Source organism: Alcanivorax xiamenensis, from assembly GCF_009846745.1.
GTDB lineage: Bacteria > Pseudomonadota > Gammaproteobacteria > Pseudomonadales > Alcanivoracaceae > Alloalcanivorax > Alloalcanivorax xiamenensis.
Genome location: NZ_AQPF01000043.1, coordinates 14,804 through 34,788 on the forward strand (window position 1 = coordinate 14,804; position 19,985 = coordinate 34,788).

Sequence of the window (19,985 nt, forward strand, 5' to 3'; positions counted from 1 at the left end):
ATAGTCCGTCTCCGGTGCTGCTGTCATGCCCTGATTTGGTGCTTTTAGGGCGGCTTGCTTCAGCATCGACCGCCGTCCTGCGCCATACCGGGGCGCAAGCCCCGGAATCCTTGCCCCTGAATTGGCATATCCCTTGCTGAGCTCGTTGCCATCCCCGTCGTTGGGGAAAGGGCCACAGGGAATAAAGCGCCATGCTGTCGATTGCACCGCCGGTGATGTCCGGCTTTGATGAGATGTTCGCCAGGGAAGGGGCGGTCCGCCCCCATTATTCCAGTTATCACGGCTGGTTGCTGGGGCAGTCCAACTCGCTGCTGCAGCGCAAGCGCCAGGAAGCCGAGCTGCTGTTTCACCGGGTCGGTATCACCTTCAACGTTTACGGGGAGGAGAGCGGTGCGGAGCGGCTGATTCCCTTCGATGTGGTTCCCCGCATTATTCCCGAGCAGGAATGGCGTCATTTGGAGCAGGGCACCGCCCAGAGGGTGAGGGCGCTGAACCGGTTTCTCGATGATATTTACCACGGCCAGGACATCATCCGTGCCGGCCGCATTCCCGCCGACCAGATCTACGGCAACGCCCATTACCAGCCCTGCATGCAGGATGTGGATCTGCCCAACCAGGTGTACAGCCACGTCAGCGGCGTGGATCTGATACGTGACGGTAAGGGCACCTGGTACGTCCTGGAAGACAATTTGCGTACCCCGTCCGGGGTCAGCTATATGATCGAAAACCGGCGTGTGATGATGCGCTTGTTTCCGGAGCTGTTCGCCGGACAGTCGGTGGCGCCGGTGGAGCACTACCCATCGCTGTTGCTGGATACTCTGCAGCACAGCAGCGCGGTGGCCTATCCCACGGTGGTGCTGCTGACCCCGGGGCGTTTCAACAGCGCCTACTTCGAGCACGCCTTCCTGGCCCAGCAGATGGGAATCGAATTGGTGGAGGGGGCGGACCTGTTCGTCAAGGATGCCTTCGTCTACATGCGCACCACCGCCGGACCCCAACGGGTGGACGTGATCTATCGCCGCATCGATGACGATTTTCTCGATCCGCTGGCCTTCAATCCGGAGTCCATGCTGGGTGTGCCTGGTCTGCTGTCGGTATACCGGCAGGGCAATGTGGTGCTGGCCAACGCCATTGGCTCAGGCGTTGGTGATGACAAGTCGATCTATCCTTACGTACCGGAAATGATCCGGTTTTACCTGGGTGAGGAGCCGATTCTGGAGAACGTTCCGACCCGCTTATGCCGCCGTCCGGAGGATCTGGAGTACGTATTGGAGCACCTGCCGGAACTGGTGGTGAAGGAGGTTCATGGTGCCGGTGGTTACGGCATGCTGGTGGGGCCGGCGGCCAGCCGCGAGGAAATTGAGAGTTTTCGTCAGCGTCTGCGGGCGCGACCCGACAATTACATCGCTCAGCCGACTCTGTCGCTGTCCACCTGTCCGATCTTCGTCGAGCAGGGCATCGCCCCCAGACATATCGATCTGCGCCCGTTCGTGCTCAGTGATGGTCGTGACACCCGCATGGTGCCTGGCGGCCTCACGCGGGTGGCGATGAACGCTGGTTCGTTGGTGGTGAACTCGTCCCAAGGGGGCGGTACCAAGGATACCTGGGTGGTGGAGGCGCCGTCATGCTGAGCCGCACTGCTTCGGATCTCTATTGGCTGTCCCGTTTCATCGAGCGGGCCGAGAATACCGCGCGCATGCTCGACGTGGCCTGGAATCTGTCGATGATGTCCTTCGTCACCAACCCCCGTGACGAAATGATGGCCCCGTTGATGATCACCGGCACCAATGAATTGTTCATGAGCCGTCATGATCAGGTGCGGGTGCGTGACGTGCTGCACTTCTTCACGCTGGATGAAGACAATCCCGGCAGTATCTTCAACTGCCTGCGTCTGGCGCGGGAGAATGGTCATGCGGTGCGCGGCAAGATCACCGGTGAGATGTGGGAAAGCATTAACAGTACCTGGTTGGAACTGAGGGAGCTGCGCCGGGGCGGTCTTGACCAATTCGGTGTCAGCGCCTTTTTTGAGTGGGTCAAGAACCGCTCCCACCTGTTTCGGGGCGCCACCTACGGCACCATCATGCGTAACGACGCCTTCCGTTTTCTGCGTATCGGCACCTTTATCGAGCGGGCGGACAACACCGCTCGCATTCTTGATGTGAAATATCAGATCGGTGCCGCCGACGGCGGCGAGACACTGGACTTTTATCGTTGGCACGCGCTGCTTACTTCGGTGGGAGCCTATGAATCCTACCGTGAGCTTTACAGTGAGGCGATCAATGCCGACCGGGTGGCGGAGCTGCTGATCCTCGGTGCCGAGGTGCCGCGCTCATTGCGTTCCTGTATGAAGATGTTGTGCGAAATGCTGCCGGCGATCGAAGGCGAGGCCGGCCAGACCGCCAAGCGGCTGGCGGCGGTGCAGTTTGCCCGTCTGCAGTATGGTGATCTGGAGCATATTCTGGAGATCGGTTTGCATGATTATCTGACCGATTTTCTGCGTCGCGTCAACGAGCTGGCGGACACCATCCGTGAGGAATACCTGGAGGTCGTATGAAACTGTCGATTCGTCACAGCACCGAGTATCGTTACTCCGAACGGGTGCTGCACAGCACGCAATATCTGCGGCTGACGCCACGCCCGTCGCCCCGTCAGCGTGTTTTGCGCTGGCACCTGGATATGCCGGAGCCCGCCAGTGAAGCCTCCGACGGCTTCGGGAATATCCTGCACGTGCTGACCCTGGACCGGCCCCACGAATGCATTCGTCTCACCGCGGTGGGTGAGGTGGAAATCGACGGTGAGGACAGGGAAGACGATGACACTCGGATTTCCCCCCTGGTTTACTGCCGCTATTCGCCGTTTACCCGCCCTGATTCGTTGCTTCATGAACTGGCCCGGGACCACCAGAGCGGCGCCGACACTCTGGCCAATCTGGAGCATTTGAGTGGCACTATCTTGTCGAAAATGCCATTCACGCCTGGTGTCACCGATGTGTCCAGCACCGCCGCCGAAGCGTACCGGTTGGGCAAGGGAGTGTGTCAGGATCATACCCATGTGTTTTTGTCCTGCTGTCGGGCCTTGGGGATTCCCGCCCGCTACGTCAGCGGCTATCTTTACAGCGATGATTCCGAGCACGTCGCCAGTCATGCCTGGGCCGAAGTCTGGTCGGGCGATGGCTGGCACACGTTCGACGTGACCAACCAGACCCGCCGCCCAAGGCGCCATCTGAAATTGGCGGTGGGGTTCGATTATCTGGATGCTTGCCCGGTGCGCGGCGTCCGTTACGGCGGTGGCGTGGAATCCCTGCGCGCGGCGGCCCGGGTGCGGCAGACCAGCGCCGGGGATCAGTGACCGTCCGGAGAAACCGATGACTTACTGCGTCGCCATGCGCCTGGAGCAAGGGCTGGTGTTCGCCGCGGACTCGCGGACCAATGCCGGCGTCGATCAGATCGCCACTTTTCGCAAGCTGCACACCTTTCAGGTGACCGGGGAGCGTCTGGTGGTGCTGCTCAGCGCCGGCAATCTGGCCACCACCCAGAGCGTGGTCAGCTTGCTGCGCATGCGCCTGGACAGCGACCGGCCCAATCTCAACGGTGTTGGTTCACTGTACGACGTGGCGACCATCGTCGGTGCCACCAGCCGTGAAGTGCGTCAGCGCGATGCCGGCCAGACTCAGAGTTCAGTGGATTTCGGCAGCAGCTTTATCGTTGGCGGTCAGATTCGCGGTGAGCCTCCGCGGCTGTTCCTGGTCTACCCGGAAGGCAATTTCATCGAATGCACCGCGGATACGCCGTACTTTCAGATTGGCGAGACCAAGTACGGCAAGCCGATCATTGATCGGGTGGTGGAATACCGCACCTCCCTGGACGATGGCATCAAATGCGCCTTGCTGAGTCTTGATTCCACGATCCGCTCCAATCTGTCCGTGGGCTTGCCCCTGGATATCCTCAAGTACCCCCGCGACAGTTTTGATGATCATCTTCACTTTGATGTGGATGAGCATCACGAAGGCTTCCGGGCGTTGGGAGAGGCTTGGTCCCAGGCTTTGCGCGGCGCCTTTCAGGCGATGCCGGACATGGAATGGTAAGCGGCGGCCGCTTACCGGCTACGAAGCCGCTGTGGGAAGCTGCTTTAGCAGCGAGTCGGCGTGCAAGCAGGCAAGTCCGCAATTGAGGAACCGCCCTGGACGGAGCGCCAGTTTTCAATATCGCCGAATCCGCTCCGCCAACGCCAGGGCGGCGGTAAGTCCGGGTGACTCGATGCCCAGCAAGGCGATCAGGCCCGGCAGGCCGTGATCCTGCGCGTCGAACAGACAGAAATCCGTATAAGGTTCGTCCCCCAGGCGCAGTTTGGGGCGAATGCCGGTGTAGTCCGGCAGCAGCGAGGCGGGCGGCAGGCCCGGCCAATAGGCGCGCACCGCGTTTTCGAAAGCGGACTCGCGTTGGCGATTGACGCGGTAGTCCACGTCGTCGATCCATTCCACGTCCGGCCCGAAGCGCGCCTGCCCGCTGAGGTCCACGGTCAGATGCACGCCAAGGCCGTGCCGTTCCGGCAGCGGGTAGATCAGCCGTCGGGTGGGGCTGGCGCCACGCAGGCGGAAATAATTGCCGCGAGCCAGCCCCTGTCGCGGAGCCAGAGCCGCGGGCAGCCCATGCAGACGTTGCAGCAGTGGTACGCTGCCCAGTCCGGCGGCGATCACCAGTTGCTCACAACGTAACTCAAAGTCGCCCTCCGGGCCGGCCACCTGTAACTCGAAGCCGTGCCGGTCTCCGCTCGAGGCGGTCACTCCGTGACGCAAACACAGTAGCGCACCGGCGTCCTCGGCATCGGTGGCCAGCGCCATCATCAGGCCATGACTGTCGACGATGCCGGTGCGCTCGCTGGACAATGCCAGATCCGCCGCCAGCCAGGGTTCCTCGCGTTCCAGTGCGGCGCGCCCCAACCAATGCAGCCCTCCGGCGCCAGCGGCGATGGCGTTGTCGTGCAAAGCCCGCAGTTGCCGGGTCTGCTCCTCGCCTTTTGCCACCACCCATTTGCCGCAACGGCGGTGGGCTATCCGGCGGCGCCGGCAATACTCATGGAGCAGGGCATTGCCACGCAGGCAGGACATCGCTTTGAGGGATCCTGGTGGGTAATAAAGGCCGGCATGGATGACCTCGCTGTTGCGTGAGGACAGGTGCTCGCCGAAGTGCGTTTCCGCCTCCAGCAATACCGGCGCCCGGCCGGCCAGGGCCAGTTCCCTGGCAATGGCCAGGCCCACCACGCCGCCACCGATGATCACGGTTCCCAGAGTGTCCATGCCGGTCATCCGGTGACGCGTCGGATGGTGAGCACGTGGGCGATACGCTCGCCATCCCAGATGTATTCATAGTGTGTGCTGGGGATCACCGACTCCACCAGGTGCGGGGAGAGCAGGGCGAAACACAGGGCTCCGGGATCGCGTACCGAACTGTAGGCCAGGCCATGTTCGTCTGCTTCGAACAGGCGCTGGCCAAGGCGGCGGGCACCGCTGTAATCCTCCGGGTGATACCAATGGTCGTCGTCGCGAAGAGGGTTGTGAATGTCGCGCAACCCGGCGGAAAAACGCACTCGCAGGCCACGCATGACAACCCGGTCGTACTTCAACCCGACCACCTGTTGGAAGTAACGTTGCTGATGGTAGCGGGTCTCGGCGATGGCGGTGGCCATGCGCTCGGCACAGTACAGCACACCGAAACCGCCGTCGGAGAAGCGCGAGCCGGCGGGGTTGACGTGGACAAAAGGCGCCAAAGCGTAGCTGCAGCCGGGGATACCCCAGGGGCGGCGCTCCGGTGGTACCCGGTTCAGCTCTCCGATCTGGGTTTGCAGCCGGGGATTGGTCAAGGCCTGCACCGCGAACAGGGCGCTGAAATCGCTTTCGTCGGCGACATCGTCAAACAGATCGATGGGCGGATATTTGCCGTTGACCAGACGATACGCCTCCTGGTGATCAAAGGCGCGCAGAGGCAGTTCACGATAGTCCGCCTGGTTCACCACTGGCCCCCGCGCAGGCTGTCCAGATGACGGAATACCTCGTAGAGGCTGGCGACCCGCCCGGTGCTCATCGCTTCCATGGGGCTGGTGCCGTTGAAGTAGGCATTATGGTTGGGCATGCGCACGAAGCCATAGACGTTTTCCCGGTTGCCGAACAGGGTGCGCAATACCTGATGAATGTTGAGCAGATAGCTCAGGCGCTCGAGCAAATCATTGGAAACGCGGGCGCTTTCCGGGCGACTCTGGTACTTGTGCAGGGTGGAGCGGCCGACGCCGAGCAGCGCGGTCTTCTCCTTCTCCGTGCATTGCCACAAATCGAGCAGTTTGAGCACCGCTCGCAGGGCGGCATGGCGGGCCTGGTCGTCCAGGGCGGGCAGATTCCGGGTGTCGTGGGCCGGTTGCATGGGGCACCTCCTGACGTTTTGTCCATTATGAGGCACAAATTATCTACTTGTCTATATATAGACCAAAGAGTAAGACTCTGTATAATCCACAGAACTCCCGGTTTACCCGCCGGTCAAGGAAGGCAGGACATCATGGAGGAAAGCAAATAATGCGATTTCTGGCCGTATTGGCGTTGCTGGCGAGCTCACCGTTGTGGGCACGGGACACTCATTACGAGGGGCCCTATGTGGATGCGCACCTGCATTACGTGGATTTCATGCAGGAAAGCGAAGGCATGGACGCCATGTTCGAGGCCATGGACAAAGCCAGTGTGGAGCAGGCCTGGGTCTTTGGTCTGCCGGTGGTGAAAAAATGGGAGCAGGGCGCGCCGCGCCGGCCCCGCTACTTCCTTGGTGACGAAGCGCCACTGTACTACTACAGCGCCACCGACGACCTGCTGGCCCAGGCTATCGCGGCGTTGCCGCAAGAGCGCCGGCGGAAGCTGGTGCCCTTTATCAGCGGTATCAATCCCACCGACCTCAATGCCGCCCGACACGTGGAGGCGCTGATCGAGCGCTATCCGGGCCTGTGGCGCGGGATCGGTGAGCTGATCACTCGTCACGATGACCTCACCGCTCTGACCGAAGGGGAGACGCCGCGGGCCAATCACCCGGCGCTGATGAAGGTATACCGGGTCGCTGCCCGCCACGGTTTGCCGGTGCTGCTGCACAGTAATCTGACTTCGCTACGGGAGAAAACGCCGATCTATCTTGAGGAGCTGGAAGACGCGCTCAAGGAAAACCCGAAGACCCGCTTTATTCTTGCCCACGCCGGCACCAGTGGTGGGGTGGAAGCGCGGCAGGCGCCGCTGGAAACGCTGCCGGCCATTGTCCGCGCGCTGCTGGAGCGCTATGACAACCTCCATGTGGATCTGTCCTGGAGTGTGCGGGAGCACTATCTGCTGGACGACGACAAACCGCGCAAGGAGTGGCTGACGCTGATCAATGACCACCCCGACCGGTTCACCCTGGGCACCGACCTGGTCGGGCATTTCGACAGCATGGAGAAGATCCTCAACAGCTACCGGCCACTATTGGACGCCCTGCCGGCAGACGTGGCGCGACGGGTGGCCAGCGACAACGCCAAGGCGCTGGTGCCGGAAAAGGGCGCCGTGGCGAAATAGGAAGATCACGGTTCACAAGCCCACTACTGTCCTTCAGGTGTGGGGCCGGCCGCGGACACGCAACACACTGATACTGGCACGCCGATTCGCTGGCAAGCCAGCTTCCCACAACGAAAACCACGGAGCCGCTGTGGGAAGCTCCCTTGGCAGCGAATACGGTGGGAACTCCATCTCCACAGCCTGTAAACAGGCTTTGGGTTTGGTGTGTTAGTGTGTCGCAAGCCGCGATCGTGACCTCAATCCCGTCGCCGTAACCGCCTCAGCAGACTGGATGTGTCCCAGCGGCCGCCGCCCATGGCCTGAATGTCCTTATAGAATTCGTTGATCTGCGCGGTCACCGGCAAGGGCGTGCCGGTGCGGTTGGCCTCGGCCAGACAGATCATCAGATCCTTGCGCATCCAGTCCACGGCGAAACCATGGTCGTACTCATCGGCGATCATGGTCTGGTGGCGGTTCAGCAATTGCCAGGAACTGCCGGCACCGGCGCCGATCACCTGCATGGCTTTTTCCGCGTCCAGCCCGGCATCCCGGGCAAAAGCAATGGCTTCGGCCACGCCCTGGATCGCCGCGCCCACGCAAATCTGGTTGGCCATTTTGGTCAACTGCCCGCTGCCCGCCGGTCCCATCAGCACCACGCTCTTGCCATAGTGATCCAGCACCGGAGCGACACGCTCAAACGCCGCTTCCTCGCCGCCACACATCACCGAAAGCTGACCGTTCTCGGCGCCTTGCTGGCCGCCGGAAACCGGCGCGTCGATGAAATGCGCTCCCTGCTCGCGGCAGGCCTGGTCCAGAGTCCGCGCCATGGTGGCGCTGGCGGTGGTGTGATCCACCAGCACCGCGCCAGTGCTCAGAGCGCTCACCGCGCCGTCTTCGCCAAGAGTAACCTGATGCAGATCCTGGTCATTGCCAACACAAAGGAACACCGCCTCGGCCCCTTCGGCGGCCAGTGCCGGCGTAGCGGCATGGCGGCCGCCGTATGCCTTCACCCAGGCTTCGGCTTTGGCCCCGGTACGGTTGTAGACCGCCACGTCCAGGCCGGCACGGGCCAGGTGACCGGCCATGGGGTATCCCATAACGCCAAGGCCGATAAATGCGACTCGGGAAATCATTGGGACTCCTCCAGGTTGTAGATGGCGAAGCTGTCGGCGGTGAGGCTGCCCAGCAGCAAGCGCTGTCCGTCCTGCTCCACGCTGGTGATGGGAGAAAAGGCATTGTCACCGAGGTGCTGCAGGTTATGGGTAACGTTGCCGTCGGTATCCAGACCCAGCACGAAGGCGTGGCGGGCCGGCTGTGGCTGCATGAACTCCGGTAGCCGGAATACTACTTTGCGCAGCAGCGGCTTGTCGGCCATGGCGTCCAGAGCGGCATTGCGCGGCGCGAACAGGGCCACCCAGAAAGTATCCTTGCCGTTACCGGAGATGCCGTCGGGAATACCCGGCAGATTGTCGATGAAGATCTCGTGTTCGCCGGCGCGAGCACCGCCGAGCCAATAACGCTGCACCCGGTAGCTGCCGGTTTCCACCACCAGTACATAGGATTCGTCCGGGGCCAGCGCCACGCCATTGGCGAATTGCAGGCCATCCAGCAACACCGTGGTGGTGTCATCGCTCGGATCGTATTTGAGCAGCCGGCCATGGCCGCCGTGCTCGATGATGTCGTCCCGTGCTTTCATCGCCGGGCCGAATTTGCTGGAGGCATCGCTGAAATAGATGACACCGTCACTGGCCACGTCCACATCATCGGTAAACCTGAAGGGTGCGCCATTTGCTTCGTTGGCGAGCACGGTGACCGCCCCGGATTGCGCGTTGATACGCAGTAGCCCCTTGTGGCCGTCGGCCACCACCAGGGTGCCGTCCGGTGCGAAATCCAGTCCCAGTGGCCGGCCGCCGGTGTTGGCGATCAGGTCGGCATCGCTACCATCGCCTCGGAAACGGACAATGCGCCCGTCCTCATAACCCACATAGAGACGGCCCTCTTTATCCACCGCCACATCTTCCGGGCCATGGCCTTCGCCTTCCGCCAGGCGGTGTGCCCGGCTGAGGTGGTCATTCACCGCGTACGGGCCTTCCAGAGGGGGCGCTTCGGGGGCGTCCCAGGCCACCGGCTCCACCGGCACCGGCCAGAACAGTAGATAGCCGGCCAGGATCAGAAGAACCAGGGTCAGCAGCGTTTTTTTCATTTTCCTTCCTCAATCTCGGAGCCTCGAGTACGGGGCGCGGTCGGTCCCGACGAACATGATAGGCTATCATGCCAATGGGTGGTGGCGACGGTCTTCCCTCGGGTATCGTGAAAGCCTGCGAAAGGGAAAGCCGGACACGACAATGGAACAGGGCGCCGGCACCGGATAATAGTGGATAAGGACAGCGATATGAGCAACGTTAATCCGGAACAGGGCAGTTTGCAGGTGGCGGCGCCCGACGCGCTGGCGGCGGAATTGAATCCGGCCGTGATAGTGACGGACGATGAAAATCAGGCGCTGGCGCAGCGGGCCGATCAGCTCGTCGGGCAATTGCTGTCGGCGGCGCAGGGGAGTGATCAGAATCAGGTGCGCGGCGCGGTGGACAATATAGGACGGGAGGTGCAGAAGCAGGCCGCCCGTCAAAGCCGGCTGCTGGAGGAGCCGGTGCACCGGCTGGCGGCGGACCGGTGGCCAACGCCCTGGTCGACCTGAAGATCCAGGTGGAATCTCTGGACCCGGCACGGGTGGATTTGTCACCGGGCTGGTTTTCCCGGCTGGCCGGCTTTCTGCCCTTCGTTGGCACGCCGCTGAAACGCTATTTTTCCCGCTACGAATCCGCATCCACGGTGATCGCCGCCATTGTCGAGTCGCTGGAGCAAGGCCGTGAACAGTTGCGCCGGGACAACATTACCCTGCAGGCCGATCAGAATGACATGCGCGAGAGCGGCCGGCAGTTGAGCCGGGCCGTCGCCCTGGGTGAACAGATCGATGCGCGCCTCTCCCGTGCCCTGGATCGTGACATCGACCCGCGGGATCCGCGTCACGGATTCGTGCAGGAAGAACTTCTGTTTCCATTGCGTCAGCGGATTCAGGACATGCAGCAGCAGCTGGCGGTGAACCAGCAGGGCGTGCTCACCACCGAAGTGATCGTGCGTAATAACCGGGAATTGATTCGCGGCGTGGATCGCGCCACCCAGGTTACCGTCAATGCCCTGAAGGTGGCGGTGACGCTCGCCATGGCGCTGGCCAATCAACGCATCGTGCTGGACAAGATCGACGCCGTGAACAAAACCACCGACTCGTTGATTGCCGGTACCGCTCAGCGGTTGCGCCAGCAGGGCGCGGAGATTCATACCCGCGCGGCGTCCACGCAATTGGATATGGAGGTACTGCGGCAGGCGTTCGTCGATATCAATGCGTCGTTGGAAGACATCGCCCGGTTCCGCCGGGAAGCGCTGCCGGGCATGGCCAATTCGATTCAGAAAATGGCGGCGCTGACCCGCAAAGGCGATGAAGCGCTGGCCCAGTTGGAGCAAGCCGAGGCCTCCCGTTCGGCCCTCGCCATCGACCTCAATCCGTGATGGGCGGGAGGCAGTGATAGTGTGCGTGCCATGACGCGTGGTCTGATTGCTTATTTCCGGGATTGTCTGGCGGAGGATGGCGGCGACCGTCTGATTACCGACCTGTTCGCCCAGTCCGAGCGCGGCCATGTTTTTTTTCGCGCCGATGGGGAACGGCCCCTCGAGGCCAGTCACTGGCCGATAGCCGGGCCGGAGGCGCAACGGCTGCGCCAGGAGCTCAGTGCCCAGCGCCAGGAACGGCGTCTCATGGCGGGACTGTTCGTGGTGAGCGTGGCGGTGGACGGTGAGGGATCCCGGCGCGGATACGTGCGCGCGCCCTTATTGATCGCGGAAGCGATGGTGAGCGACGGGCAGAGTGACAATGCCGCCATCGAAGTGGACGGCTTTCGTTATAACAGTGCCGTGTTGGACGCCTTGGCGGAGTCAATGCCCTGGGTTGCCGAGTTGGACCCGGAACAGGTGGACGCGGACACTCTGACGCGTGTTCTGACATCGATGGAGAGTCGGGAATACGCCGATAACGCCCGGGGCTTTCCACGGCCTCGCAGTGGTACCCGCCCACGCTATACGCCCGCGGGCGTGGTCTGGCTGTCGGCCCGCTCGCCCTTGCAGCGCAGCGTGCTGTTCGAGCTTGAGCGACTGGCGGCGGGGGAGGTGCCTTTGTCGCCGCCTTTGCGGCAGGTGCTGGGAGAGCCGGTGCCGGCTCCGGAACAGGTGCGGCCGGCCGAGCCGGACACCTTGCCGGCCAGTCTCACTCACGCCCAGCAACACACCCTGCAAAACGCCGCCTCGCAAACGCTCAGCGTCATCAATGGTCCGCCCGGTACCGGCAAGACCTATACGTTGTCCTGCCTCACCGTGGACCGGGTGATGCGCGGCGAATCGGTGCTCATCGTATGCAGTAACGAACATGCCGCCGATGTGGTGCGCGGCAAACTGGACGCGTTGTTCGGTGAGGCCGGGGATCTGATTCTGCGGGCCGGTCGCGGTGATCATCGCAAGCACTTGCTGGAGCGGCTGGACTATTGGCTGTCCGGGGAAATGGCGTTGGCGCCGGAGCCGGAACGGCCGGCCCTGCTGAAACGCATGGACCTGGCGACCCGCGCCTACCGGGATCTGGAGCGGCGATTCCGTCGGGATTTGCGCCGGGCGGAACGGGCCGGTGAGCGTGCCGGTGGGCCATGGACTCAAGTACGGCGTTGGTGGGCGAGCCGGCGTTTGTTGGCGCAACCGACGCTGGCGCGGCAGTGGCAGCAATTGCAGGCGTCGGTGGAGGCGCATCAGGAGCTGGCACGGCGTACGCTCGAAGCGGGAGCCAACGACAATCTGGCGACGCTGTTGCGTCAGCGTCGCAATCAGCTGAGTACCTTGTCGCGAGCGCTGCGTTCCCGTAGCGGAGCCTTGCGGCAGGACCGCTTCGATAAACTCGACTGGTCGCTGCTGACCAGCACTTTCCCGGTATGGGTGGTGTCCGCCCATGCTCTGAGCCGAAGCCTGCCGGCCAATGAAACGGTATTTGATCTTGTGGTGATGGACGAGGCCACCCAGTGCAATCTGCCATTGGCACTACCGGCACTGCAGAGGGCCCGTCGAGCGGTGGTGGTGGGAGACCCCAAACAGCTGCGTCATTTCTCCTTTCTCGCCCGTGATCGTCAGCAGGCATTGTCGATCCAGCACGAAGTCACCGGGGCACCGCTGGATCTGGATTACCGGGAGCGCTCGCTGCTGGATTATGCCCTGGACGCGGTGACCAGCCAGGAGGCGGTGGCATTCCTCGATGAACACTTCCGCAGCCATCCGGCGTTGATCCGCTTCAGCAATGCGGAGTTCTATTCAGACCGGCTCAAGGTGCTGACCCGTCTGGATAATCGTGAGGCGGATCAGCCGCTGCGGCTGGAGAGCTGTCCGGTGACGCTGAAGGACACCGTGAATCTGGCGGAAGTGGACCGGGTGATCACGCGGTTACAAGGATTGGTCGAGGCGTGCCGGGATTTGCCGGACGACCGCTGCCCCGAGATCGGGGTGGTGGCGATGTCCCGCGCCCTGGCCACGGTATTGGAGAACCGGCTGCTGGAGCGCTTCGAGCTGGCCACGCTGGGGCGTCACAATCTTCGCGTTGGCACGCCTTACGCCTTCCAGGGGGAAGAGCGGGATTTCATGCTGATCGCTACTGGCGTTTATCCGGGCCGTTCGGCGGCGGCCTGGCGTTACCTGGAACGGCCGGACGTGTTCAATGTGGCGGTGACCCGGGTGCGTCACCGCCAGTGGCTGTTCGTCGGTGAGGGGGCTCTGGATGAGCGGCCACGGGGATTGCTGGCCCGCTATGTGGCCACGGTGGAGCGAGAAAAGGATATGGCCATCAGCGCCTCGCCAGCGGTGGAAGCCTTGCGGCGGGAATTGGTCGGGGTGCTGGAAGGGTGGGGCGCGCGTTGCGAACTGGATTACGTGTTCGCCGGCCAGTCCCTGGATCTGCTGGTGCGTCATGCCGGTGGCGCCCTGGCCATTGATGTAATCGGTGTGGGGGAGGCGGGAGAGGCCTGGCAGTGGCAGCGCTATCGGTTGCTGGAACGGGCCGGGTTGGCCTTGTTTCCAATCAGTGCTCTGGACTGGAGCCATCGCCGGGAAGCGCTGCTGGAGCAGTTGCAGGCACGTCTGGCGCTTTCCGATGCCGAACCGGTGAGCGCCCGTCCTTACCATTCCCTGCGCTGGCGCCTGCAAGTGTTGGAAGCGCCGCGATTGCAGCGCTTGCTGGGAGAATTGGAGCAAGTGCATGGCCAGGTGCTGCACTGGCTGGACCAGCGTTTTCTGCCCACCGAACTGACCTACCAGCGTTACCATGACGGTGTGGAGCAATTGCAGCGCGCGGCGCTGGCCGAACTGGAAGGCGCCTGTGTGCTGCTGGAAGGGATTCGTGAGCTGGACGAGGACATTGACGCCGATATTGATGAGCGCCTGGCGGCCTGCCGCGCCGCGGTGGACGCCTTGAGCCGGTTGGGAAAAGAACTGGCGTTGCTGCGACAGGAGGATTCCGGTCTGCGGGGAGCACTGGATGATGTGCTGAAACTGGCGGACAGAGTGTCTTTGTATCAGCGTTGAGGCGTTGACGTATCGCGGCTTGTGAGCACGCTTATTTCGCGCATTCGCTGCCAAGGCAGCTTCCCGCAGGGGGCTACAGAGTCGCTGTGGGAAGCTGCCTTGGCAGCGAATGAACGTGTCAGTGAACTGGTGGGACATCAGAGGCTCACGAGCCCCGATTCCTGTTTCGCCCAATACGAAAACGCCGGCCCGAAGGCCGGCGTTTCCGTCTGACACCGAGGTGTCCCGAGGTGCCTACTTGCGCTCGTTGAGCGGCACGAAGGAACGCTCGGTCTCGCCGGTGTAGAGCTGGCGAGGACGGCCGATCTTGTAGGGATTGGAGATCATTTCGTTCCAGTGCGCGATCCAGCCCACGGTACGGGACAGGGCGAAGATCACGGTGAACATGCTGGTCGGAATGCCAATCGCCTTGAGGATGATCCCGGAGTAGAAGTCGACGTTCGGGAACAGCTTCTTCTCTTTGAAGTACGGGTCGTTGAGGGCGATCTCCTCGAGCTTCATGGCAAGTTCGAGTTGCGGATCGTTGATGCCCAGTTCGGCCAGTACTTCGTGGCAGGATTCGCGCATCACCGTGGCACGCGGGTCGTAGTTTTTGTACACCCGGTGGCCAAAGCCCATCAGCTTGAACGGATCGTTCTTGTCTTTCGCCTTGGCGATGAACGTGTCGATCTGGGAAACGTCGCCGATCTCTTCCAGCATCTTCAGCACCGCTTCGTTGGCACCGCCGTGAGCCGGACCCCACAGGGCGGAAATGCCGGCGGCGATACACGCGAACGGGTTGGCGCCGGAAGAACCGGCCAGACGCACGGTGGAGGTGGACGCGTTCTGCTCGTGATCGGCGTGGAGGATGAAGATGCGATCCATGGCGCGGGCCAGGGTCGGGCTGATCTTGCTGTCCTCGCAGGGGTTGCCGAACATCATGTGCAGGAAGTTTTCCGCGTAACCCAGATCGTTGCGCGGGTACATCAGTGGCTGACCGAGACCGTACTTGTAGCACATGGCCGCGATGGTCGGCATCTTGGCGATAAGACGGAACGCGGTGACATCACGATGAGTGGGGTCATTGATGTCCAGCGAGTCGTGATAGAACGCGGACAGCGCCCCGACCACGCCGCACATGATCGCCATTGGATGGGCGTCACGGCGGAAGCCGTTGAAAAAGTTGCGAATCTGCTCGTGCACCATGGTGTGGTTCTTCACGGTGCTGACGAATTCCGCTTTCTGCTCAGCGCTCGGCAGTTCGCCGTTGAGCAGCAGATAGCACACTTCAAGGTAGTCGGACTTGGAAGCCAGTTCCTCGATGGAATAGCCGCGGTGCAGCAGCTGGCCTTTCTCGCCGTCGATGTACGTGATCTTGGATTCGCAGGACGCGGTGGACGTAAAGCCCGGGTCGAAGGTAAAGATGCCATTGGCGGTGAGGGAGGACACATCAATGACGTCCTGGCCCAGGGTCGGCGTATGGATCGGCAGTTCCAGATCCTCCCGGCCCTCTACCTTGAGAATGGCTTTCTTCTCGGTCATGGGAATTTCTCCTCGGTGTGTAGAGGGAGCAGCAGCGGAACCTGTGGACAGCGTCCGGACGGCGATGCCGAGCAGCGGCTGTTCAAAGGTCCCCCAAGGTCCTCCAGAGCGCGGGGGACGTTAAAGTTTTGGCCTGTCTTTGTCAACGAAGAAGGGACCATGGGAAAAGGTGTCTTTTGCAGGGTAAACAGCTTGTTACGGCCCGTAATGCTGGCATTTTGCCATGGAATGGCAAGGTGGTTGATGTAAAAGTGCCTATATAAAACAAAGTCTTAGCCTGTTTTACGCCAGTTGGCGTTTGTTTTGCCGTCGGCGCGGCGATATACTGCCGCCCGCAAGGGGACCTCTGACCGAGTCCCTTGCGGCACAGCAAGGTGGTGGCGTGATGCCGAGCAGTATAAGGGCAATGACAGGCGCCGCCCCTTGATTCGGGAGTTGTCAGGGAATACGCAATCGGCCACGCCGCCATCCTTTATCAGGGGATGACCGCGGTGGCGTCGTTAGTGCATTCCGGCGACCGCCGACCGCAACGGACTTGGTCATGGATTCCCGGAATACGGGCTTCACCCCGGCCCTGGTATCACCGCATTCGCCGCCAGTCTTCACCTTGAGACGACATCGGTGATGCCAAGTTCCCGACAACCGCTCCGGCCTGCCCGGAGCCCGGCAAAAGTGTAGGCTACCGTGAACGACAAAAGACCCGTCAATCTCGATCTATCGACGATCAAGTTCCCGGTCACCGCCATTGCGTCCATCACTCACCGGATTACCGGCGTCGCCATTTTCGTGGCGTTGCCGATATTGCTGTGGATGCTGGATCGTTCCGTGGCGTCCCCGGAGAGCTTTGCGGACCTGAAACAACTCCTTGATTCCCCTCTGGCCAAACTGGTCGTGTGGGCCATCCTCACTCCGATTCTGTATCACCTGGTGGCCGGTATCCGGCATCTGTTCATGGACGCCGGGATGGGTGAGACCCTGGAAGGCGGACGGCGTGGCGCCAAATCGGTGTTCATCATCACCGCCGTTCTCGTTGTACTGGTAGGAGCTTGGATATGGTAACCCGGGTAACCAGCGTCACCAGTCTGGGCCGTAACGGCCTGTACGACTGGCTGATTCAGCGCGTCAGCGCCGTTGTTATCGGCGTGTACTTCATCGGCATGTTGGCTTATCTGATCGCCCAGCCGAATCTTGATTATGGCACCTGGAAGGCCTTTATCGGTTCCGTGCCCATGCAGATTGCCACCACCTTGCTGGTGCTTTCCGTGGCCGCCCACACCTGGGTTGGCCTGTGGGGCGTGACCACCGACTATCTCACCAGTCTGACCTTTGGCAAATCCGCCACCGGTGTACGCCTTGTCGTGCAGATGGTGATTGCTCTGCTGCTGTTGGTCTACGTCCTTTGGGGCCTGGTAACGATTTGGGGAGGCGCTTGATCCATGTCCATTCGCACCATTACCTTTGATGCCATCGTGGTGGGTGGCGGCGGCGCCGGCATGCGCGCGTCCCTGCAGATGGCGCAGTCCGGTTTCAAGACCGCGCTGATTTCCAAAGTATTCCCCACCCGTTCCCATACGGTATCCGCCCAGGGCGGTATCACCTGTGCCATTGCCTCCGCCGATCCCAATGACGACTGGCGCTGGCACATGTACGACACGGTCAAGGGCTCCGATTACATCGGTGACCAGGACGCCATCGAATATATGTGCTCGGTGGGCCCGGAAGCGGTGTTCGAACTCGACCACATGGGGCTGCCGTTCTCCCGTACCGAGGAAGGCCGGATCTACCAGCGCCCGTTCGGTGGTCAGTCGAAGAACTTCGGTGAGGGTGGTCAGGCCGCCCGGACCTGTGCCGCCGCCGACCGTACCGGTCACGCTCTGCTGCATACCCTGTATCAGCAGAACCTGAAGAACGGCACCCAGGTGTACAGTGAGTGGTACGCCGCCGAGCTGGTGAAGGATGGCCAGGGCAATGTCTGTGGCGTTATCGCCATCTGCATCGAAACCGGCGAAACGGTATTCTTCAAAGCCAAGGCGACGGTGTTCGCCACCGGCGGTTCCGGCCGTATCTACGCCTCCACCACCAACGCCCTGATCAACACCGGCGACGGTGTCGGCATGGCCCTGCGGGCCGGTCTGCCGGTGCAGGACATCGAGATGTGGCAATTCCACCCCACCGGTATCGCCGGCGCCGGGGTGCTGGTGACCGAAGGTTGCCGGGGTGAGGGCGGTTACCTCATCAACAAGGACGGCGAACGCTTCATGGAGCGTTACGCGCCCAACGCCAAGGACCTGGCGTCCCGGGACGTTGTCGCCCGTTCCATGATGATGGAAATCCTGGACGGCCGTGGCGCCGGTCCGGATGGTGACCACGTTTTCCTCAAGCTCGATCACCTGGGCGAGGAAGTGCTGCACAGCCGCCTGCCGGGCATCTGTGAGCTGGCCATCACCTTCGCCCACACCGATCCGGTGAAGGAACCGATCCCGGTGGTGCCCACCTGTCACTATATGATGGGCGGTATCCCCACCAACGTGCATGGTCAGGCGATCAGGCTGGCCAACGGCCACGAAGGTCAGGATCAGTTCGTCAACGGCTTGTTCGCGGTGGGCGAGGTGGCCTGTGTCTCCGTGCACGGCGCCAACCGTCTCGGTGGCAACTCCCTGCTCGATCTGGTGGTGTTCGGCCGCGCCGCCGGCCTGTTCATCGAAGATGCTCTGCGCCAGGGCATGACCCAGTACGAGCCGAGCAACGACGATATCGACCAGGCCCTGAGCCGGGTGCGTCGTTGGGACGACTCCAAGGGCGGCGAGTCCGTGGCCAGCCTGCGCAAAGAGCTGCAGAGCACCATGCAGAATCACTTCGGTGTATTCCGCAAGGGCGATCTCATGCACGAAGGCGTTTCCAAACTGGCTGAACTGCGCGAGCGTGTCGCCAAGGCTCATCTGGAGGACAAGAGCCAGTCCTTTAATACCGCCCGGGTCGAAGCGCTGGAGCTGGATAACCTGCTGGAAGTGGCGGAAGCCACCGCCATCGCCGCCGAAGGCCGCAAGGAAAGCCGTGGGGCTCACGCCCGTTACGACTTCCCGGATCGTGACGATGAGAACTGGCTGTGTCATTCCATCTACGATCCGCTCACCAAGCAATTGGGTAAGCGCGCGGTGAACTTCGAACCGAAGACCGTGGATACCTTCCAGCCCAAGGCGCGGACCTACTAACGGAGAGCTGCAATGAAAGTCAGTATCTATCGCTACAACCCGGATACCGACCGCGAACCGACCATGAAAGAGTACGATGTGGACACCCAGGGCAAGGACCTGATGGTGCTCGACGTGCTTAACCTGGTGAAGGAGATGGACCCGTCCCTCGGGTTCCGTCGCTCCTGTCGCGAAGGGGTGTGCGGCTCCGACGGTATGAACATCAACGGCAAGAACGGTCTGGCCTGTATCACCTCGCTGTCTTCCGTGGCGCCTGGCGTTAAAGAAGGTAAAAAAGCGCTGGTGCTGCGGCCGCTGCCGGGGCTGCCAGTGGTGCGCGATCTGGTGGTGGACATGACCATGTTCTACAACCAGTACGAGAAGGTGCAGCCGTACCTGCAAAACAGCACGCCGGCTCCGGCCATTGAGCGTCTGCAGTCCCCGGAAGAGCGCGCCAAGCTTGATGGCCTGTACGAGTGCATTCTGTGTGCCTGCTGCTCCACCAGCTGCCCCAGCTTCTGGTGGAACCCGGACAAGTTCCTGGGGCCGGCGGCGCTGTTGCAGGGCTATCGCTTCCTGGCGGACAGCCGTGACAACGCCACTGAAGAGCGCCTGGCGCGCCTGGACGACCCGTTCAGTCTGTTCCGGTGCCATGGCATCATGAACTGCGTCAGCGTTTGCCCGAAAGGGCTCAACCCGACCCGGGCCATCGGCCATATCCGTTCCATGTTGTTGGAACGGGGCATCTGACCCGGACCTAAAAAGGCGGCCTCCGGGCCGCCTTTTTTGTGGTGCCGGACGCTTGACGCCTGACGCTAAAGTCAAAACCCGGGGCTGCGGGCATTGCGGAAATAAAAAATTGCCGGGAGTAATTTTTAACGTTGCTCGGCGACGGCCCGAAGGGTGGCCGCCATGGACGGCGGTCATAAAAAGGTTCCTCGGGGTTTAGCGGGAAGGGTCGCTCCGGCGGGGGCTCCCATATTGCCCGGTTACCTCGAAGACCTCCCTTCAGAGGTGGCTACAACGTCGCTGTGGGAAGCTTGCTGGCAAGCGAATCG

General features: G+C 62.0%; 18 protein-coding genes. 12 read left to right on the forward strand and 6 right to left on the reverse strand.

Features of this window, described 5'->3' with window-relative positions:
* Positions 1–191: 191 nt before the first annotated feature.
* Genes A6D6_RS17850 through A6D6_RS17865 form a run of 4 tightly spaced genes read left to right on the forward strand, consistent with a single transcriptional unit; the run spans position 192 to position 4,084 of the window.
* Positions 192–1,631, forward strand: a complete 1,440-nt coding sequence (locus A6D6_RS17850) for a circularly permuted type 2 ATP-grasp protein (protein ID WP_159661457.1) — start codon at positions 192–194, stop codon at positions 1,629–1,631.
* Positions 1,625–2,554, forward strand: a complete 930-nt coding sequence (locus A6D6_RS17855) for an alpha-E domain-containing protein (RefSeq protein ID WP_133492978.1) — start codon at positions 1,625–1,627, stop codon at positions 2,552–2,554. Before A6D6_RS17850 ends, A6D6_RS17855 begins: the two co-directional genes overlap by 7 nt.
* Positions 2,551–3,348, forward strand: a complete 798-nt coding sequence (locus A6D6_RS17860; protein ID WP_133492979.1) for a transglutaminase family protein — start codon at positions 2,551–2,553, stop codon at positions 3,346–3,348. Before A6D6_RS17855 ends, A6D6_RS17860 begins: the two co-directional genes overlap by 4 nt.
* 16 nt (positions 3,349–3,364) lie before the next feature.
* Positions 3,365–4,084: a proteasome-type protease gene (locus tag A6D6_RS17865; RefSeq protein WP_133492980.1), complete on the forward strand. Its 720-nt coding sequence runs from the start codon at positions 3,365–3,367 to the stop codon at positions 4,082–4,084.
* A gap of 114 nt (positions 4,085–4,198) precedes the next feature.
* Here the strand turns inward: A6D6_RS17865 and A6D6_RS17870 are convergent, their stop codons facing one another.
* The 3 genes from A6D6_RS17870 to A6D6_RS17880 are packed head-to-tail and all read right to left on the reverse strand — an operon-like array spanning position 4,199 to position 6,413.
* A complete protein-coding gene (locus A6D6_RS17870; protein ID WP_159661458.1) occupies positions 4,199–5,296 on the reverse strand; it encodes an NAD(P)/FAD-dependent oxidoreductase in 1,098 nt (365 codons plus the stop codon).
* A 5-nt stretch (positions 5,297–5,301) separates the two neighbouring features.
* Positions 5,302–6,009 (reverse strand): RES family NAD+ phosphorylase, encoded by a 708-nt coding sequence (locus tag A6D6_RS17875; protein ID WP_159661459.1) that lies wholly within the window; start codon positions 6,007–6,009, stop codon positions 5,302–5,304.
* The gene (locus A6D6_RS17880; RefSeq protein WP_159661460.1) at positions 6,006–6,413 is read right to left on the reverse strand and encodes an MbcA/ParS/Xre antitoxin family protein; all 408 of its coding nucleotides are present in this window, start codon (positions 6,411–6,413) and stop codon (positions 6,006–6,008) included. Before A6D6_RS17880 ends, A6D6_RS17875 begins: the two co-directional genes overlap by 4 nt.
* A 149-nt stretch (positions 6,414–6,562) precedes the next feature.
* On the opposite strand from A6D6_RS17880, the gene A6D6_RS17885 reads away from it, so the two are divergent.
* Complete coding sequence (locus A6D6_RS17885; protein ID WP_133492984.1) at positions 6,563–7,576, forward strand: amidohydrolase family protein; 1,014 nt, start codon at positions 6,563–6,565, stop codon at positions 7,574–7,576.
* Positions 7,577–7,812: 236 nt separating this feature from the next.
* On the opposite strand, the gene A6D6_RS17890 is transcribed toward A6D6_RS17885, so the two are convergent.
* On the reverse strand, positions 7,813–8,688 hold the full coding sequence (locus A6D6_RS17890) for an NAD(P)-dependent oxidoreductase (RefSeq protein ID WP_133492985.1): 876 nt from the start codon (positions 8,686–8,688) through the stop codon (positions 7,813–7,815).
* Positions 8,685–9,758, reverse strand: coding sequence for an SMP-30/gluconolactonase/LRE family protein (locus A6D6_RS17895; RefSeq protein WP_133492986.1), 1,074 nt, complete (start codon positions 9,756–9,758; stop codon positions 8,685–8,687). Before A6D6_RS17895 ends, A6D6_RS17890 begins: the two co-directional genes overlap by 4 nt.
* A 189-nt stretch (positions 9,759–9,947) precedes the next feature.
* Between A6D6_RS17895 and A6D6_RS17900 the strand changes: the two genes are divergently transcribed.
* The 3 genes from A6D6_RS17900 to A6D6_RS17910 are packed head-to-tail and all read left to right on the forward strand — an operon-like array spanning position 9,948 to position 14,215.
* A complete protein-coding gene (locus tag A6D6_RS17900; protein ID WP_159661461.1) occupies positions 9,948–10,250 on the forward strand; it encodes a hypothetical protein in 303 nt (100 codons plus the stop codon).
* Positions 10,226–11,119 carry a toxic anion resistance protein gene (locus tag A6D6_RS17905; protein WP_159661462.1) on the forward strand — a complete coding sequence of 298 codons (894 nt, stop codon included), beginning with the start codon at positions 10,226–10,228 and terminating at the stop codon, positions 11,117–11,119. Before A6D6_RS17900 ends, A6D6_RS17905 begins: the two co-directional genes overlap by 25 nt.
* A 30-nt stretch (positions 11,120–11,149) precedes the next feature.
* Positions 11,150–14,215, forward strand: a complete 3,066-nt coding sequence (locus tag A6D6_RS17910) for an AAA domain-containing protein (RefSeq protein ID WP_236564155.1) — start codon at positions 11,150–11,152, stop codon at positions 14,213–14,215.
* Between the two features lie 234 nt (positions 14,216–14,449).
* Here A6D6_RS17910 and gltA read toward each other — a convergent pair whose 3' ends face one another.
* Positions 14,450–15,736 carry a citrate synthase gene (gene gltA / locus A6D6_RS17915; RefSeq protein WP_133492989.1) on the reverse strand — a complete coding sequence of 429 codons (1,287 nt, stop codon included), beginning with the start codon at positions 15,734–15,736 and terminating at the stop codon, positions 14,450–14,452.
* A 684-nt stretch (positions 15,737–16,420) separates the two neighbouring features.
* Between gltA and sdhC the strand changes: the two genes are divergently transcribed.
* Genes sdhC through A6D6_RS17935 form a run of 4 tightly spaced genes read left to right on the forward strand, consistent with a single transcriptional unit; the run spans position 16,421 to position 19,677 of the window.
* Positions 16,421–16,795 carry a succinate dehydrogenase, cytochrome b556 subunit gene (sdhC, locus tag A6D6_RS17920; RefSeq protein WP_022994651.1) on the forward strand — a complete coding sequence of 125 codons (375 nt, stop codon included), beginning with the start codon at positions 16,421–16,423 and terminating at the stop codon, positions 16,793–16,795.
* The gene (gene sdhD, locus A6D6_RS17925; RefSeq protein WP_022994652.1) at positions 16,789–17,169 is read left to right on the forward strand and encodes a succinate dehydrogenase, hydrophobic membrane anchor protein; all 381 of its coding nucleotides are present in this window, start codon (positions 16,789–16,791) and stop codon (positions 17,167–17,169) included. The genes sdhC and sdhD overlap by 7 nt, the downstream gene beginning before the upstream one ends.
* A 3-nt stretch (positions 17,170–17,172) precedes the next feature.
* The gene (gene sdhA, locus A6D6_RS17930) at positions 17,173–18,948 is read left to right on the forward strand and encodes a succinate dehydrogenase flavoprotein subunit (protein WP_133492990.1); all 1,776 of its coding nucleotides are present in this window, start codon (positions 17,173–17,175) and stop codon (positions 18,946–18,948) included.
* A gap of 12 nt (positions 18,949–18,960) precedes the next feature.
* The gene (locus A6D6_RS17935) at positions 18,961–19,677 is read left to right on the forward strand and encodes a succinate dehydrogenase iron-sulfur subunit (RefSeq protein ID WP_133492991.1); all 717 of its coding nucleotides are present in this window, start codon (positions 18,961–18,963) and stop codon (positions 19,675–19,677) included.
* The last annotated feature ends 308 nt before the right edge of the window (positions 19,678–19,985 follow it).